At 42.8% G+C, this 15813-nt stretch carries 15 protein-coding genes and 1 pseudogene; 2 read left to right on the forward strand and 14 right to left on the reverse strand.

All coding sequences use genetic code 11. The features are described from left to right. Positions 1–1522 (forward strand): annotated as a pseudogene (locus tag KTR07_RS24295) (TonB-dependent receptor plug domain-containing protein); the annotation flags it as partial. A 114-nt stretch (positions 1523–1636) separates the two neighbouring features. Further along, positions 1637–2080 carry a hypothetical protein gene (locus KTR07_RS24300; protein ID WP_008764413.1) on the forward strand — a complete coding sequence of 148 codons (444 nt, stop codon included), beginning with the start codon at positions 1637–1639 and terminating at the stop codon, positions 2078–2080. Here KTR07_RS24300 and miaA read toward each other — a convergent pair. The 14 genes from miaA to ubiE form a co-directional block, all read right to left on the reverse strand. Continuing rightward, positions 2053–2979 carry a tRNA (adenosine(37)-N6)-dimethylallyltransferase MiaA gene (gene miaA / locus KTR07_RS24305; RefSeq protein WP_008759877.1) on the reverse strand — a complete coding sequence of 309 codons (927 nt, stop codon included), beginning with the start codon at positions 2977–2979 and terminating at the stop codon, positions 2053–2055. The two genes, KTR07_RS24300 and miaA, sit on opposite strands and share 28 nt — an antisense overlap. Positions 2980–3096: 117 nt before the next feature. Further along, positions 3097–3651, reverse strand: a complete 555-nt coding sequence (locus tag KTR07_RS24310; protein WP_008759878.1) for a hypothetical protein — start codon at positions 3649–3651, stop codon at positions 3097–3099. A 21-nt stretch (positions 3652–3672) separates the two neighbouring features. Beyond that, a complete protein-coding gene (lpxA, locus tag KTR07_RS24315) occupies positions 3673–4440 on the reverse strand; it encodes an acyl-ACP--UDP-N-acetylglucosamine O-acyltransferase (RefSeq protein WP_008764415.1) in 768 nt (255 codons plus the stop codon). A 10-nt stretch (positions 4441–4450) separates the two neighbouring features. Continuing rightward, positions 4451–5836, reverse strand: a complete 1386-nt coding sequence (locus tag KTR07_RS24320) for a bifunctional UDP-3-O-[3-hydroxymyristoyl] N-acetylglucosamine deacetylase/3-hydroxyacyl-ACP dehydratase (RefSeq protein ID WP_008759880.1) — start codon at positions 5834–5836, stop codon at positions 4451–4453. Between the two features lie 11 nt (positions 5837–5847). Then, complete coding sequence (gene lpxD / locus KTR07_RS24325) at positions 5848–6888, reverse strand: UDP-3-O-(3-hydroxymyristoyl)glucosamine N-acyltransferase (protein ID WP_008764416.1); 1041 nt, start codon at positions 6886–6888, stop codon at positions 5848–5850. 81 nt (positions 6889–6969) lie between these two features. Then, a complete protein-coding gene (locus KTR07_RS24330) occupies positions 6970–8199 on the reverse strand; it encodes an HD domain-containing protein (protein ID WP_008759882.1) in 1230 nt (409 codons plus the stop codon). A 9-nt stretch (positions 8200–8208) separates the two neighbouring features. Then, complete coding sequence (pyrF, locus tag KTR07_RS24335) at positions 8209–9033, reverse strand: orotidine-5'-phosphate decarboxylase (protein ID WP_008759883.1); 825 nt, start codon at positions 9031–9033, stop codon at positions 8209–8211. Between the two features lie 16 nt (positions 9034–9049). After that, a complete protein-coding gene (gene prfA / locus KTR07_RS24340) occupies positions 9050–10162 on the reverse strand; it encodes a peptide chain release factor 1 (protein WP_217315523.1) in 1113 nt (370 codons plus the stop codon). Between the two features lie 3 nt (positions 10163–10165). Continuing rightward, positions 10166–11332, reverse strand: coding sequence for an AIR synthase related protein (locus KTR07_RS24345; protein WP_008764417.1), 1167 nt, complete (start codon positions 11330–11332; stop codon positions 10166–10168). Between the two features lie 325 nt (positions 11333–11657). Continuing rightward, positions 11658–12239 carry a LemA family protein gene (locus KTR07_RS24350; protein ID WP_008764419.1) on the reverse strand — a complete coding sequence of 194 codons (582 nt, stop codon included), beginning with the start codon at positions 12237–12239 and terminating at the stop codon, positions 11658–11660. Positions 12240–12289: 50 nt separating this feature from the next. Next, positions 12290–13192, reverse strand: coding sequence for a YgcG family protein (locus KTR07_RS24355; RefSeq protein WP_008764420.1), 903 nt, complete (start codon positions 13190–13192; stop codon positions 12290–12292). A gap of 72 nt (positions 13193–13264) precedes the next feature. Then, positions 13265–14215 (reverse strand): alpha/beta hydrolase, encoded by a 951-nt coding sequence (locus KTR07_RS24360; RefSeq protein ID WP_008764421.1) that lies wholly within the window; start codon positions 14213–14215, stop codon positions 13265–13267. Between the two features lie 74 nt (positions 14216–14289). Further along, positions 14290–15036 (reverse strand): shikimate dehydrogenase, encoded by a 747-nt coding sequence (locus KTR07_RS24365; protein WP_008759889.1) that lies wholly within the window; start codon positions 15034–15036, stop codon positions 14290–14292. 38 nt (positions 15037–15074) lie between these two features. Next, a complete protein-coding gene (gene ubiE / locus KTR07_RS24370; protein ID WP_008764422.1) occupies positions 15075–15812 on the reverse strand; it encodes a bifunctional demethylmenaquinone methyltransferase/2-methoxy-6-polyprenyl-1,4-benzoquinol methylase UbiE in 738 nt (245 codons plus the stop codon). Between the last annotated feature and the right edge of the window lies 1 nt (position 15813).

Below are 15813 nucleotides of genomic sequence, written 5' to 3' on the forward strand. Positions count from 1 at the left end.
TAATGATTTGGCTGCAATTGTAGAAGCAAAAGTGGAAGAAATCACCAAAGATGTGTCGAATATTACTTCTGGAGATTCACTGAAAAAGTTGGTAGTCACGGGTGATTCAATATTGAAGGAGAAGGGAACAATATCTATTTATGGAGAAAAAGGAAAGAATGGGGTGTTGGCTACTAAACTACTGCCGGATGAAGATAATCATTTTAAAATAACCAAAACTCAAGCAAAAATAAAGCCGGGAATGAATACATCTGTAGATAAATCGAAACTTATGGGTACCCATATTGGGGGGATATCTACGGTGGATTTGCGAGATAAAGATGTATTGGTGATCATTGATGGTAAAGAATCTTCTCGTACTGTGGTAGATGCTTTAGATCCAAGTCGTATTGAAAGTATTTCTATATTAGATGGAAAAGAGGCTACAGATATTTATGGAGATAAAGCGAAAAACGGGGCTATGGTTATTCAGTTACATTCAACCGCAGAACAAATATTGCAGAATAAGTACAAGATTGATGCTATTTCAAAAACGAGATTAGATGCTCTCAATCGTGGAAGTAAGAATTGGGGTGTAACGTTTCATTCAGTAAGTGGTAAGAAGCCGTTAGTTTATATAGATGGCAAAGAAGCCGTTGGCGAAGAAGCTTTATCCAGTGTCTCTCCGGAACGTATTAAAAGTATATCTGTAATGAAAGACAAAGCAGCTGTAGAGGTTTATGGAGAGAGGGGGAAAGATGGAGTAGTTTTAGTTGATTTGTTGACGGAAGAAGAATATCAGAATAAACAAAAATTTCCAAAACCTGCAAAGGTAAGGACTGAGAGCGAATCACCTAAAAAATCACACTTTTATATGGGGGGATCTCATGATGAGGAATGGCATGTTGCTCAAGCTAAAAAAAAGCCTTTGGTTATTATTGACGGTAAAGAAGCATTGGAAGAAGATGCTATTTCCAAACTTGCTCCTGATCGTATTAAAAACTTTACTATATTGAAAGATAAATCAGCTACGGATATTTATGGGGAAAGAGGGAAAAATGGAGTGCTGATTATCACTTTGTTTACAGATGCGGAATATGAGTTTAATAAAGCTAATCCGAAAAAGCCTTATGCAGATGCTTTGGAATTGGCAGAAAGCATGGCAAAAGATGTAGAAGGAGAAATTATTTATTGTATAGACGATGAAAAGATTAAGAAGTCTAAATTGAAAGGTATGTCTACCAAAAATATAAGATCGGTGTCTGTAAATGAAATGGATGGAACAAAGATTGTAAGATTGGAAACCGATAAATATCGTTCTGATTGGATTTCTGTAACTGGAGTTGTGACTGATGAAGAAGGAAAAACGATTGCGGCTACTGTGTTAGTAAAAGGAACAAATGATTATACTGTAGCTGACGCAGATGGTCGTTTTAATTTGAAAGCGCCTAAAAATGGGATACTTCGGATTGCTGATGTCAATAAGTCTGTTGCTGAAGTGAAAGTAAAACCTATGCTTAAAGTAGTTTTGAAAGATAAATGAGAGGATACATTATTTGATTAAAAATGAGCAGTTATATCCTGTTGAAATAAAAATATGGAATAAAAGCGATATACACTATTATTAACTATTTGTTGAACTTAAAATTTTATTATTATGAAAAAACAATTTTGTAAGATTTTACTAGCTGTTTCATTTCTTTTTCTTGTACCTGCACTTTGTATGAGTCAAAACTTAAAAGGAATCTGGAAACTTGTTCAGAGTGAAGGCTCTTCGCAAGTGGTCAGATATAAGGTACTTGATAAAGATGGCAATTATTTCAATGTGGATGCGTATATCAAAGATGCTGTAGACGTGAGTTCAGGCAGCCGCAGTTCGGACGATGTATTTTGCCCGTACAAAATTACCCGTTCGGGGGAGTACAGCATCATTGCAAAAGGCCTTTACTGCGAGAAACTGCGTAATGAACATGGCAGATCGGCAAATGCTATCGTTCCTATATCTTACCGGATTGACGGAAAGAAAATGACGCTTCTGTTCCGGTTGGGCAATAATGTCTATCGGGAAGTTTATCAGAAGGTATCCAAACTGGGTAAATGAGTCAGATTTTGTAGACGGAGGTACTCAAGTATCTCCGTTTCTTGTTCCGGATGGAACCAGCGTATTTCTTCATCCCTTTTGAACCATGTCATCTGTTTGCGTGAATAAATGCGTGAATTTTGCTTGATCTTTTCGATAGCGAAAGGGAGTTCCCATTCTCCGTCCAGATATTTGAACAGTTCTTTGTAACCTACGGTATTAAGAGAGTTTAGATGCCGGTAGGAGAGTACGGAACGTACTTCGTCCAGTAATCCTTCCTCCATCATTTGGTCTACACGACGATTAATGCGGTCATACAGTTCTTCTCTGTCACGGGTTAATCCGATCTTAAGAATGCGGAAAGGGCGTTCCTTTTTCTGTTGGGTGCGGAAAGATGTATATGTCTTTCCGGTCATGTAACAGATTTCCAATGCATGAATCACCCGTTTTGGGTTTTTCAGGTCTACGATGCGATAGTAGTCCGGATCTAATAAACGGAGCTCTGCACAAAGTTGCTCCAATCCTTCTTCCTCATACTTTTGCAGCATCACCTGACGTGTTTCAGCATCAACGGTAGGGATGTCGTCAATCCCCTTGCAGATGGCATCTACATACATCATTGATCCACCAGTAAGTACTACTACCTCATGTTCTGTGAATAATTGATGGAGGATTTCCATCGCTTCCTGCTCATATTGAGCGGCGCTGTAATAATCGGTAAGATGAAGAGTGCCTACCAGATAGTGAGGCACACGTTTTAATTGATCCGGGGTAGGAGCCGCCGTTCCTATTTTTAATTCAGCATAAAGTTGTCTCGAATCAGCGGAGACAATGCTGGTGTGAAAGTTCTCCGCCAGTCGCAGGCTTAATTCTGTTTTTCCTACTCCTGTAGGTCCGATTAAAACAATGAGAGTGGGCATGGATTTTAAAGTATTAAGTATTAGGTGTTAAGTATTAAAGTGTCGGGGATAAAAATATTAGGTATTAACTGCTTGTCACTGCATAGCAATTAATACCTAATACTTGATACTTAATACTTAAAACTTCTCTTCTTCATAAGAGCCACCCGCGTTACCACCTATGTCGAAGCCTTCCTGATCAAAATCTTCCATATCAAAGTCCTGATCACCATAGAAATTTTCGTCCAGGTCGAGTGAACCGCTTGCAGCAGCCATTTCTTCAAAATCTACAGTTTGTGGCGGAGCATCACCCGATTTCTTGGTACATTTGGCACCATTCATATCTTTTCCGGTGATGATTTCAGACAATTCGATGAAGAAGCAACGCTCTGTCATGTAGTCGAATACATACAACAATTTTTGCTTTTCATCTTCTACCAGTTCGCTGATAGTAGTCTCTTTCATTACCCAACTATCCATTTCCGGATTGTCGTCCATTTCTTCCAAAGTGACTTCTTTTTCTTTTTCCCAATCATCATCACAGATAAAGAAGGAGGTCATCTGGTCGTTTGTGTACCCTACTGATTTCAGTATTGCTTCATGGAAGTCAAGAAATGTAGCTTCCGGATCAATTTGTATTTCTCTGACAAAATCGTCAACTTCATCAGATATGATAGTAAATCTGTATATCATAATATGACTATTTTGAACTGTTTATTTAATAATACCACGTTCTGAATTACGGATGAAATTGATGATGTAGTCAATCTCCGGACTCTTCTCAACTTCATCTTCAATTTTCTTCAATGCATCTGTCGTATTCAAGCCGCTTTGGTAAATGATACGGTAAGCGTTATGAATACTTTCGATCACTTCATTGGCAAAACCACGGCGACGAAGGCCGATAATGTTGATACCGCTGAAAGCTATGGGCTCACGTCCTGCAATGATATAAGGAGGGATATCTTTACTGAAGCGGCATCCGCCCTGAATCATTACATGGCTGCCTACATGGCAGAACTGATGCATCAATACATTGGCACTGATAATAGCATTGTCGTCAATAACGATTTCACCTGCCATCTTGGTAGAGTTGCCGATGATACATCCGTTACCGATCAGTGCATCGTGTGCTACATGCACCCCTTCCATTAATAAGTTGTTGCTTCCTACAATGGTACGCCCTTTAGCTGCCGTACCACGGTTGACTGTAACATTCTCACGAATCAGATTATTGTCTCCGATCTCAGCAGTTGATTCTTCTCCACGAAACTTGAGGTCCTGTGGAACTGCTCCGATAACAGCACCCGGAAAGATCGTATTTCCATTACCAATGCGTGAACCATACAAGATGTTCACATTAGCCATAATCTTGTTGTTATCGCCAATAACTACGTTTTTATCAATAAATACAAAAGGCGCAATTTCTACATTTTCTCCGATTTTAGCTTCGGGATGAATATACGCTAGAGGACTTACCATGTTTTTGGTTTTATTTATTTTTTACTATTTGTGCCATGAATTCTGCTTCGCAAACGACTTTTTCGCCAACGAATGCATAACCTTTCATTGTGGAGATGCCACGACGGATCGGGGCTAATAATTCTACACGGAAAAGCAGTGTATCTCCCGGTACTACTTTCTGGCGGAACTTTACGCCATCTATCTTCATGAAATAGGTAGAATAACGTTCCGGTTCGTCAACAGAATTAAGAACGAGCAAACCGCCTACCTGAGCCATTGCTTCTATTTGAAGTACGCCCGGCATCACTGGTTCCTGTGGGAAATGTCCCTGGAAGAAAGGTTCGTTTGCTGTGATATTTTTGATACCTACGATATAGCTGGCACCCATCTCAATTACCTTGTCTACCAATTGGAAAGGATAACGGTGGGGTAATAGCTCACGGATACGATTTACGTCCATCACCGGTTCGCGGTTACAGTCGTATGTCGGTGCCTGTATTTCATGCAGGCGAATTTCTTTCCGCATCTGACGCGCAAACTTATTGTTGATGGTGTGACCGGGGCGGGTAGCAATGATGCGACCTTTAATCGGTTTACCAATCAATGCAAGATCACCGATAACGTCCAGCAGTTTGTGACGGGCACACTCATTCGGCCAAACCAGTGGTTTGTGATTGATGTACCCCAACTGATCCGCATCCATGTGAGGAACACCCATTACATCAGCCAGTTTGTCATAGCTTTCCTGTGACATTTTGCGTTCGTAAATAACGATTGCGTTGTCGAGGTCACCACCTTTGATGAGGCCGGCGGAGAGAAGCGGCTCTATTTCACGAACAAAGACGAAAGTACGGCTGGCAGCCACTTCGTCTTTGAAATTGTGCATATCTTCAAGTGTTGCAAACTGATTCGGGATAATGGTTGAATCGTAGGAAACGAGTACATTCAGACTAAAATTCTCGTCCGGTAGCACGATGATAGAAGAACCAGTTGATTCGTCCCGGAATTCAATTTTAGATTTGATGATATAAAAATCCTTGACAGCACTTTGTTCTTCTGTTCCTACACGTTCTATTTCTTGTACATAATATTGTGCACTACCGTCCAAAATCGGAAATTCCGGACCATTAACCTGGATAAGGCAGTTATCAATGCCCAATGCATAAAGGGCTGCCATACCATGCTCTACGGTACTTACTTTGACTCCATTCTTTGACAATACTGTGCCACGGGTTGTTTCCGTCACATTGTCGGCTACTGCATCGATAGTTGGTTGTCCTTCCAGGTCAATACGCTGGATTTTATATCCATGATTGTCCGGGGCAGGATTAAAAGTTACAGTGAGATCAAGTCCAGTGTGAAGACCTTTCCCGCTCAGTGAAAAGCTATCTTTCAGCGTTTTTTGTTTCAGCATTGGTTACTTATTTACTTATTTAATAGTTGTTTTAATTCTTCTACTTCTTTACGCAGATTGCGTATTTCTTTTTGCATATCCGGCAAATTCTTAGTCACAACGGCAGCCTTGAAGTAAGCTTTCGGTTCCATAGGAGGAGTCCCGATCAGTACGCTGTCTGCTTTGATGCTGCTTGGTATACCTGATTGTGCTCCCAGATTTACCCGGTCGCCGATTGTGATATGTCCGGCAATACCTACCTGACCGCCAAACATACACCATTCTCCGATTTTGGCAGAGCCTGCTATGCCAACTTGAGCCGCCATAACTGTGTGTGAGCCAATTTCATCGTTGTGCGCAATCTGCACAAGATTATCAATTTTAGCGCCACTATGTATGATGGTAGCTCCCATTGTAGCACGGTCTACACAGGTATTGGCACCTATATCTACTTTGTCTTCCAGGATCACAATTCCGATTTGTGGAATCTTATCGTATCCGTTCGGGGTGGGAGCGAAACCGAATCCATCGGCTCCGATCACTGCACCTGAGTGAAGGATACATTCATTACCGATACGGCAGTCATGATAAACATTTACATTTGAGTAAAGAAGACAACCATTGCCTATCTTCACACCGTCTCCAACGAAAGTATGCGGGTAAATTTGAGTATTATCTCCGATAACGGCGTTTTCGCCGATATAGGCAAAGGCACCGATGTATACGTTCTCGCCAATTTTGGCGCTGGGGGCAATATAAGCCAGTGAATCGATACCTTGCTTCTTTGGTTTACTCATTTCATAGAGGTTAAGCAGCTTCGCCAGGCTTTCATAAGCATTGTCTACTTTGATCAGAGTAGCCCGAATCTCATGTTCAGGGACAAAATCTTTATTAACTAATACAATGCTTGATTGTGTCTCGTAGATATAAGGCGTATATTTAGGGTTCGACAGGAAAGAAATAGCTCCGGGCATTCCCTCTTCTATTTTAGCGAATGTGTGTACCGTTGCGTTTTCATCTCCAATGATTTCCCCTTGGATAAATGCTGCAATTTGCTTAGCCGAGAACTCCATGTCTTTATTTTAAATTAAATTAGTTCACAAATAACGGATTTTTTTTTCAGATTTCCGTGTTATTGAATGAATATTTTATACTTATCTATGCAATCGCTGGTAGCAGAGATAGTATTTCTTTACCTTTTTGGACAATAATGAGATGTTTAGCATGTCCGATGCTTCGGCAATATTTTTGATAGTGCCGTCTTTGTAGATAATATCAATACTGTCATCTGCCGGGTCGTACATATTCTTTTCGATGCTGGGGGTAGAGACAAAATAGTTCGCTTCGGAAAGGGTTATGCCTAGTTGCTGGCTGATTTGCAAAGTTAACTCTTTTATTCTGTCCTCACCAATAGGTTCGGCAGAATTTTCCACTTTAAAGATATTTCGGTTAATCATGCCCAGACTAAGTGTGGAAAGAACTTTATCCGGATGGTTGCTCCATACTTTCAAGGCAGTCCAGATATCATTGTCATCCAATTGGATGAAATTTTCCAGACAATCGGGATTGTTATGGAACTCCGTATGATTAATGTCATTATATAGAAAGAAATGTAAGGCCGGCGAAGCAAACAGTTCTACTCCCTGTGATGCTAGTTCTTTGGCACGAAGCAACGTGCTGATAAGCATTCGTTCATAGGCTACCGATGTCTTGTGCAAATATACCTGCCAATACATGAGGCGACGTGCTGTCAGGAAATTTTCGATAGAGTAGATACCTTTGGATTCAATTACGAGACGGTCGTCGGCCACATCAAGCATCTTGATGATGCGGGCAGAACCGATATTCCCTTCTGTAACACCGGTATAGAAACTGTCACGACGAAGATAATCGAGGCGGTCCATATCCAATTGACCACTGACGAGCTGATGCAGAAACCGTTTCGGATATTCGTCCTTAAAGATCTGTATGGCAAGACTAAGTTGCCCGTTCATTTCTTTATTCATTCGTTCCATCAGCATAAGGGAGATTTCTTCGTGAGAAACTCCTTGTACAATCGTATCTTCAAGCACATGCGAAAAAGGACCATGTCCGATGTCATGCAGTAAGATAGCCGCTTGTACGGCTTCAGCTTCGCTGTCAAATATAAAGTTACCTTTGGAGGTCAGTTGGGTGATAGCTTCGCTCATCAGATAGAACGCACCTAGTGAGTGCTGGAAACGAGTATGTTGTGCGCCGGGGTATACTACTGACGAGAGTCCTACTTGCTTGATGCGGGTAAGACGCTGCAAAAGGGGATGCCGTACAATATCGTACAGTAACCCCTTTGGGATATTAATGAATCCGAATACCGGATCGTTGATTATCTTTCTTTCGTAAGGCATTCCTTCTCTTTAAAGAATCGCTTTCAGTTGCTCTGCCATTTGCACCTGTACTTCTTGGGCGGCAAGCCTTGCAGCTTCGGCAAACTTTTCTGTTTTATCAACGTAGATGATTCCACGGGAAGAGTTAACAATCAGGCCACAGGTACTGTTCATTCCATATTTGCAAACTTCTTCGAGCGAACCGCCTTGCGCTCCGACACCGGGAACGAGCAGGAAGTGGTTGGGAACAATCTTACGAATATCTTCAAAAGCACGTCCTTGAGTAGCGCCGACTACGTACATCATACGTTCGTCATTTGCCCATTCCTGCGATTTGCGTAGTACTTTTTCGAAAAGACGTTCGCCGTTTGCATCTTCTGTCAACTGGAAGTCGTGGGAACCTTTATTAGAAGTCAGTGCCAGTAAGATCACCCATTTGCCTTCGTAAGTAAGGAACGGAGTTACGCTGTCTTCACCCATATAAGGAGCTACAGTGACGGAATCTATCTCCAGCTCTTCGAAGAAAGTACGGGCATACATGGCAGAAGTGTTTCCGATGTCGCCACGTTTGGCGTCGGCAATAATAAACTGGTCGGGATAGTTTTCCTTGATGTATTTTACTGTTTTCTCAAATGCGATCCAGCCCTTCACGCCCATACTTTCGTAAAAAGCGAGATTAGGTTTGTAAGCGATACACAGATCGGCTGTTGCGTCGATAATCGCTTTGTTGAATGCGAAGATCGGATCTTCTTCTTTCAACAGGTGTTCGGGAATCTTCTTGATGTCGGTATCAAGCCCTACGCAAAGGAATGATTTCTTGCGTTTTATGTTTTCAAATAGCTGTTGTTTATTCATGTCTATACTATAATTTTTAGAGTTCACTTTCTTTCAGGCGTTCCGCATTTTCTGCCACGATCAGGTGATCGATACAATCTTGAATATCTCCGTCCATAAAAGCGGCAAGATTATAGATGGTATAGTTGATACGATGATCGGTGATACGTCCTTGAGGGTAGTTGTATGTCCGGATTTTAGCCGAGCGGTCGCCGGTAGATACCATTGTCTTACGTTTGGAAGCTATGTCGTCTATGTACTTCTGATGTTCCTTGTCGTAGATAAAGGTACGGAGTCGTGCCAGGGCGCGTTCCTTGTTCTTCGGTTGGTCACGGGTTTCTGTACATTCAATCAGGATTTCTTCTGCAACGCCTGTATTCGGGTTCTTCCAGATATAACGCAAGCGTACACCGGATTCTACCTTATTAACGTTCTGTCCGCCTGCACCGCCACTTCGGAAGGTATCCCATTTGATTTCTCCTTCATTGATGACTACGTCAAATTCTTCGGCTTCGGGGAGTACGGCCACCGAAGCGGCGGAAGTATGCACACGTCCTTGTGTCTCTGTGGCAGGAACACGTTGTACGCGGTGTACACCCGATTCATATTTCAATATTCCGTAGACATTATCTCCTGTGACGCTGCAAACAATTTCTTTGTATCCTCCGGCTGTTCCTTCATTTGCATTGGATACTTCCATTTTCCAGCCTTTGGTTTCACAGAACTTGGCATACATACGGAAAAGGTCGCCGGCAAAGATTGCGGCTTCGTCTCCTCCTGCACCACCACGGATTTCGAGGATGGCGTTCTTGCTGTCTTGCGGATCGGCAGGAACGAGCATTAGTTTGATTTCTTCTTCTAATGCCGGAAGACGTTCCTGACTGTTGTCCATCTCCTCTTTTGCCATTTCACGCATGTCAGCGTCCGACTCATTCGAAAGGATGTTTTTGGCTTCCTCGATGTTGCCTAACTGTTGGATATATTCTTTGCGGGCTTTCATCAAGTCATCCAGATCCTTGTATTCTTTGGTCAGTTTGACATAACGTTTCTGGTCGGCAATTACTGCCGGGTCGGTGATGAGGGTAGATATTTCTTCAAAACGGGCTACAAGTCCGTCTAGTTTTTCTAATATGGTACTGTTATCTGCCATTCTTTAGTATCTGAATTCTCCGAACTCGCTTTTAATGATTAATTCAGTCTGGTCACACGCTTCGATACGTCCTACTATCTGTGCAGGAATGCCGAATGATTCGGAAATAGCGATCACTTCTTCTGCATGTTCCGGTGACAGGTAAACTTCAAGACGGTGTCCCATATTGAATACCTTGTACATTTCCGCCCAGTCTGTACCGCTTTGTTCCTGAATAGTCTTGAACAGAGGAGGAACAGGGAAAAGATTGTCTTTTACTACACGGACATTTTCTACGAAATGCAGCACTTTGGTTTGCGCACCACCGGAGCAATGAACCATACCGTGGATTTCCGGACGTAAGGTGTCAAGTAGCTTTTTCACTACCGGAGCATAGGTGCGGGTAGGAGAGAGTACCAGTTTACCTGCGTCAATTGGAGAATCCTCTACAGTATCTGTCAGTTTTAATCCTCCGGAGTAAACCAGTTCTTCAGGTACGGCGGCATCATAGCTTTCCGGATATTTCTCTGCGAGGTATTTGCCGAAAACGTCGTGGCGGGCACTTGTCAGACCGTTGCTGCCCATACCTCCGTTATATTCTTTTTCATAGGTAGCCTGTCCGTAAGAAGCAAGGCCTACAATGACATCTCCCGGACGGATATTGGCATTGTTAATAACGTCCGAGCGTTTCATGCGGCAGGTTACGGTAGAGTCTACGATAATAGTACGAACCAAGTCGCCGACATCAGCAGTCTCGCCACCGGTAGCATATACACCTACACCCATTTCACGGAGTTCAGCCAGCAATTCGTCTGTTCCGTTGATGATAGCGGAGATTACTTCGCCGGGAATCAACAGTTTATTGCGTCCGATAGTTGAAGAAACGAGGATATTGTCTACAGCGCCTACACAAAGAAGGTCGTCGATATTCATAATCAATGCGTCCTGTGCAATACCTTTCCACACAGACAAATCGCCTGTTTCTTTCCAGTACATATAAGCAAGGGAAGATTTGGTTCCGGCGCCGTCGGCGTGCATGATGTTGCAATATTCCGGGTCCCCACCCAGTATATCGGGAATAATTTTGCAGAATGCTTTTGGGAAAATTCCTTTGTCGATGTTCTTGATGGCGTTGTGCACATCTTCTTTTGATGCGCTTACGCCCCGCATCATGTATCGTTGATTACTCATGAGTTAAAGAATTATTTTTTGTATACGGCTGCAAAAGTACTGCTTTTTTTTCGTACAGCCAACTATTTGTTTATCAAGCTTCGTCCGGAAGAAGAATAAAACATAAAAGTGTTAATTAATGGTTCGTATTATTTTAATCATTATGCTGATTGATAGTGGAAAGAGACTAGTTAAACCGTTAAAGAGACAGGAGCAAAAGTTCCTTTTTAACGCTCTTTTATGGAAGTCCTTTCGTGGTGGTTAAGAGCTGGAATCGCCGTTATCTGAATAAATCAGGTAACGGCGATTCCGATTTTAGCTTGGAAGTTCTTTAAGAAATCATCCTTTAGAACTCTACTTTCGGAGCTTTTTCGCTTCCTTCTTCCGCTTCAAAGTATGCTTTCTTGTCGAATCCGAACATCCCTGCAAATATGTTTTTCGGGAAACGGCGGATATTGGTGTTGTACGATTGTGCCGCATCATTGAAGTTTTTACGGGCTACATTGATACGGTTTTCGGTACCTTCCAGCTGTGCCTGTAATTCAAGGAAATTCTGATTGGCTTTCAAGTCAGGATAATTCTCTGTGATAGCCAATAATTTGCCAAGTGCAGACGTTACAGCACCCTGTGCTTTTTGATATTCTGCCAGCTTTTCCGGAGTCAGACCTTCGGCATCCACTTTGATCTGTGTGGCTTTGCTACGTGCTTCTACCACTCCTTCCAATGTCTCTTTTTCATGAGAAGCATATCCCTTTACGGTGTTTACAAGATTGGGTATCAGGTCTGCGCGACGTTGGTATTGGGTTTCTACATTGGCCCATTGTCCGCTAACATTCTCATCCATGGTGACAAGACCGTTATATACACTGACTACCCATATGACAAGGATAGCCACAACGGCTAAAATGATGATAATTGACTTTTTCATGTTTCTTACTTTTTGATGAGTATTTGATTATTTAATATTATCTGTAGGGATCAGAATCGTGAACCGGCTCCACCGCCGCCTCCCATTCCTCCACCGAAGCTGCCTCCGCTAAAGCCTCCGCCACTGCCTCCGAATCCGCCGATGAACGGACCGCCTCCGCCACCCCCTCTGTTGTGATAGTCGCTATCGTAGCTTTGCTGACGACGTATGATTGTATTTCCGCAGTTCTTGCAAGTATAGGTGACATCTTCCGTCTTTACCCCATTGACACGTGATACAAGTCTGCTTCCGGTTCTTTGCAGGGCATGTTTCCCGCATTTGGGGCAACGGCTCTGATTTCTTGCGGCAAAGAACGCTATCCCTACACCGATTACAGCGAACAGGATAACAGCGAAAATGAAATCCATCGATTCATTATTCGATTCAGAAAGCGATTCATTTTCCATTGATCCGTCAAGTCGCTGGCAAGTCGCCCGGATTCCGGCTACCATTCCTTCATTCCAGTTGCCGTCTTTCAGATATGGAATCATGTACTTAGTCTGGATACGTTTGCATATTGCATCGGGAAGTACCCCTTCCAAACCGTATCCGGTGTAAAACTGGATGCAGCGTTGGTCGGTGACTAACAGGATAACGAGTCCGTTATCTTTTCCTTTCTTGCCTACTCCCCATTGATTGAGCAGCTGATGGCAAAAATCAAAACACTCCATATCACCAATCGAAGGAACTATGGCAACTACCGTTTCAATCCCCGTCTGTTGTTCCAGAGCGTGGAGCATAGTGTCTATTGTGTCACAAGCAGCTTGCGAAAGTATCCCTGCCGGATTGCATACATACTGCATTTTATTTTGCAGATGTACTTTTGGCAAGTTGTCTACCGTATATACCTTTTCTTGGGCTTGCAGTGGAATCAGTAGAAAAGTAGCAAGTATAAGCGTCAATATTGATTTCATAACAATCATTTTACATTTGCAAATATAGAAACTTTTTCTGTTATGATTCCAAAACTCCTTGTTATAATAGGTTTAATGAATATACCGCCCGACGAAATCCCGTACTTTGTCGGTGTATTCCTGTTTATTCTCTTTGTACGAGAGGGCATGGGCTGCTCCCGGTACGATCCAGAGTTCTTTGGGTTCCGGCTTTGCTTCATAGAGCGGATAAACCATCCATGTGGGGACATATGTATCTTTGTCTCCATGAATAAACAGCATGGGCAGCTCACATTTCTCTACCTGCTTTAGCGAGGAAGCTTCTTTGAAGTTCCATCCGTATTTTTTCTCGCATAACCAGCTTGTAGTGTACATTAACGGGAAAGCAGGCAGGTGGAAGGAAGATTTGAGTTCGTGCGAAAATTCATCCCATACACTGGTGTAGCCGCAATCCTCTACAAAACATTTCACATAAGGTTGCTGCTTTTCGCCGGATACCATCATTGTGGTGGCACCTCCCATTGAGATACCATGTACTACCATTTGAGTACTGTCTCCAAAGATTTCATTTGCAATGTTCATCCATTGCAAAACATCGATCCTGTCTTTCCATCCCATTTGGATGGCTCGTCCTTCGCTCTCTCCCTGATGTTGCAAGTCGGGAAGCAGGATATTATATCCCAGATCACGATTATACAGATAGCCGATCATGAACATACGGATAGCATTGTCGGTGTATCCATGAACGATTACCGCCGTTTTACTGGTTGGAGCAGGTGCGGTGATGTAAAAAGCGTGTAACTGTATGCCTTGCGGATTGATAATGAATGTATCCTTCAGAGCATTCACTTGTTTCAGGCTATCCACCCACGGACGCAGGAAAGGATAGTTTCTGTACATATAGGGATATGAATCGGCGTCTTTAGACAATATTTTGGCATTCGGCGTCAAGGAGAAGTTCAACATATAAAAACTCCCGCCGATTGTGCAACTGGTAAGTACCAGCATGATAATAATAATGCTGTAGACTGCTCTTTTCTTCATAATAAATCCCCTCAATTAAAATATCACGCCCATATTCTTAACTCTATCAGAAAACGGCTGTCAGCACCTTTATCTTATCGGTGCCATATTTCCCAAGCGGCAAATGCCTGTAAAAGTAGCATTTCCAAACCGTTTTTCGTAACAGCACCTTGTGCTTCTCCCTTTTTCATGAAAAGAGTGACGTTCGGATTATATAACAAATCGTAAAGCAAATGGTTTGGAGTGAGCAGTTCGTAAGGAATGTTGGGGCAGAAATCTACTTTGGGGTACATTCCTACCGGAGTACAGTTGACGATTACGGTGTATTCCTCCATGATTTCCGGAGTCAGTTCTTCGTAAGTCAGCATATCGTCGGTCTTGTGTGTCCGCGATACAAACACGCTTTCGATACCCAGATTCTTGAGTCCGTGATAAACAGCTTTGGAAGCACCTCCGGTGCCGAGGATCAGTGCTTTTTTGTGCTGAGGTTGTAGCAGCGGCTGAATAGATTGTGTAAAACCGATGATGTCGGAATTGTAGCCGACCAGTTTTACTTTTCCTTTCGGTTGGCGGATAATCTTAATGACGTTTACAGCGCCAATTTTAGCTGTATCCCGATCGAGTTCGTTCAGAAAAGGAATCACTTGCTCTTTGTAGGGGATGGTGACATTGAGCCCGCACAAGTTGGGATTCTCTTCAATAACTTCCATAAAATCATTGATATTGGGAATCTCGAAATTCACATATTCCGCATTGATGCCTTCGGACCTAAACTTTTCGTTAAAGTAGCCGATTGAAAACGAATGTCGCAAGGGGTAGCCGATTAAACCGTATTTTTCCATGACACGAAAGGATTAAATTAATTATTCATCATTCTTCATTATTTTGTCGCTGTATAAAGTGTGCAGATACCAAATGTCAACCGTCGGAAATGAACTTCGCCGAATCCGGTTTTCGATATGACTCCTTTCATGACTTCCCCTTGGGGAAATACTTTGATAGTGTCCGGCAGATAATGGTAGGCACTGTTGTCTTTGGAGAGGAGTTTGCCAAGCAATGGGATAACTACTTTCGAGTAGATGGCGAACAGTTGCTTCATGGGGAAGCGATCCGGAGTAGTCAGTTCCAGGATAACCAGATGTCCGCCCGGTTTCAGTACACGACACATTTCGGAGAGGCCTTTGTCCAGGTCTTCAAAATTGCGGATACCGAATGCTACGGTGATAGCGTCAAATCTATTGTCGGCAAAGGAGAGAGAAGTGCAGTCCTCCCGGGCAAAAGAAATTTTGTCCGAGAGTCCTTCCTTCTTTACTTTTTCACGACCCACGTTCATCATGCCTTCCGAAATATCCGTTCCGATCAGTTCGTCAGGATTCAGTTCGCGGCAAGCGAGGATGGCGAAGTCTCCTGTTCCGGTGGCAACATCCATGATGTGCTGTGGGCGGAAGGGACGGAGCCAGGCAATAGCTTTACGGCGCCAGCTGCGGTCTATACCTAAAGATAAGGTATGATTCAGTTTGTCGTAAGCATGCGCAATGTTATCGAACATACGTTCCACCTGCTCGGTTTTCTTACCGTCTTCGTTGTAAGGCTTGATATGTTGTTGTGGGTAATCCATG

The sequence above is a fragment of the Bacteroides sp. MSK.20.82 genome (assembly GCF_019052485.1).
Taxonomy (GTDB): Bacteria; Bacteroidota; Bacteroidia; order Bacteroidales; family Bacteroidaceae; genus Bacteroides; species Bacteroides thetaiotaomicron.

Excerpts from the sequence above, each read along its gene's own strand:
- KTR07_RS24300 (WP_008764413.1), top strand. The coding sequence starts at position 1,637 with ATGAAAAAACAATTTTGTAAGATTTTACTAGCTGTTTCATTTCTTTTT.
- miaA (WP_008759877.1), bottom strand. The coding sequence starts at position 2,979 with ATGCCCACTCTCATTGTTTTAATCGGACCTACAGGAGTAGGAAAAACA.
- KTR07_RS24310 (WP_008759878.1), bottom strand. The coding sequence starts at position 3,651 with ATGATATACAGATTTACTATCATATCTGATGAAGTTGACGATTTTGTC.
- lpxA (WP_008764415.1), bottom strand. The coding sequence starts at position 4,440 with ATGGTAAGTCCTCTAGCGTATATTCATCCCGAAGCTAAAATCGGAGAA.
- KTR07_RS24320 (WP_008759880.1), bottom strand. The coding sequence starts at position 5,836 with ATGCTGAAACAAAAAACGCTGAAAGATAGCTTTTCACTGAGCGGGAAA.
- lpxD (WP_008764416.1), bottom strand. The coding sequence starts at position 6,888 with ATGGAGTTCTCGGCTAAGCAAATTGCAGCATTTATCCAAGGGGAAATC.
- KTR07_RS24330 (WP_008759882.1), bottom strand. The coding sequence starts at position 8,199 with ATGCCTTACGAAAGAAAGATAATCAACGATCCGGTATTCGGATTCATT.
- pyrF (WP_008759883.1), bottom strand. The coding sequence starts at position 9,033 with ATGAATAAACAACAGCTATTTGAAAACATAAAACGCAAGAAATCATTC.
- prfA (WP_217315523.1), bottom strand. The coding sequence starts at position 10,162 with ATGGCAGATAACAGTACCATATTAGAAAAACTAGACGGACTTGTAGCC.
- KTR07_RS24345 (WP_008764417.1), bottom strand. The coding sequence starts at position 11,332 with ATGAGTAATCAACGATACATGATGCGGGGCGTAAGCGCATCAAAAGAA.
- KTR07_RS24350 (WP_008764419.1), bottom strand. The coding sequence starts at position 12,239 with ATGAAAAAGTCAATTATCATCATTTTAGCCGTTGTGGCTATCCTTGTC.
- KTR07_RS24355 (WP_008764420.1), bottom strand. The coding sequence starts at position 13,192 with ATGAAATCAATATTGACGCTTATACTTGCTACTTTTCTACTGATTCCA.
- KTR07_RS24360 (WP_008764421.1), bottom strand. The coding sequence starts at position 14,215 with ATGAAGAAAAGAGCAGTCTACAGCATTATTATTATCATGCTGGTACTT.
- KTR07_RS24365 (WP_008759889.1), bottom strand. The coding sequence starts at position 15,036 with ATGGAAAAATACGGTTTAATCGGCTACCCCTTGCGACATTCGTTTTCA.
- ubiE (WP_008764422.1), bottom strand. The coding sequence starts at position 15,812 with ATGGATTACCCACAACAACATATCAAGCCTTACAACGAAGACGGTAAG.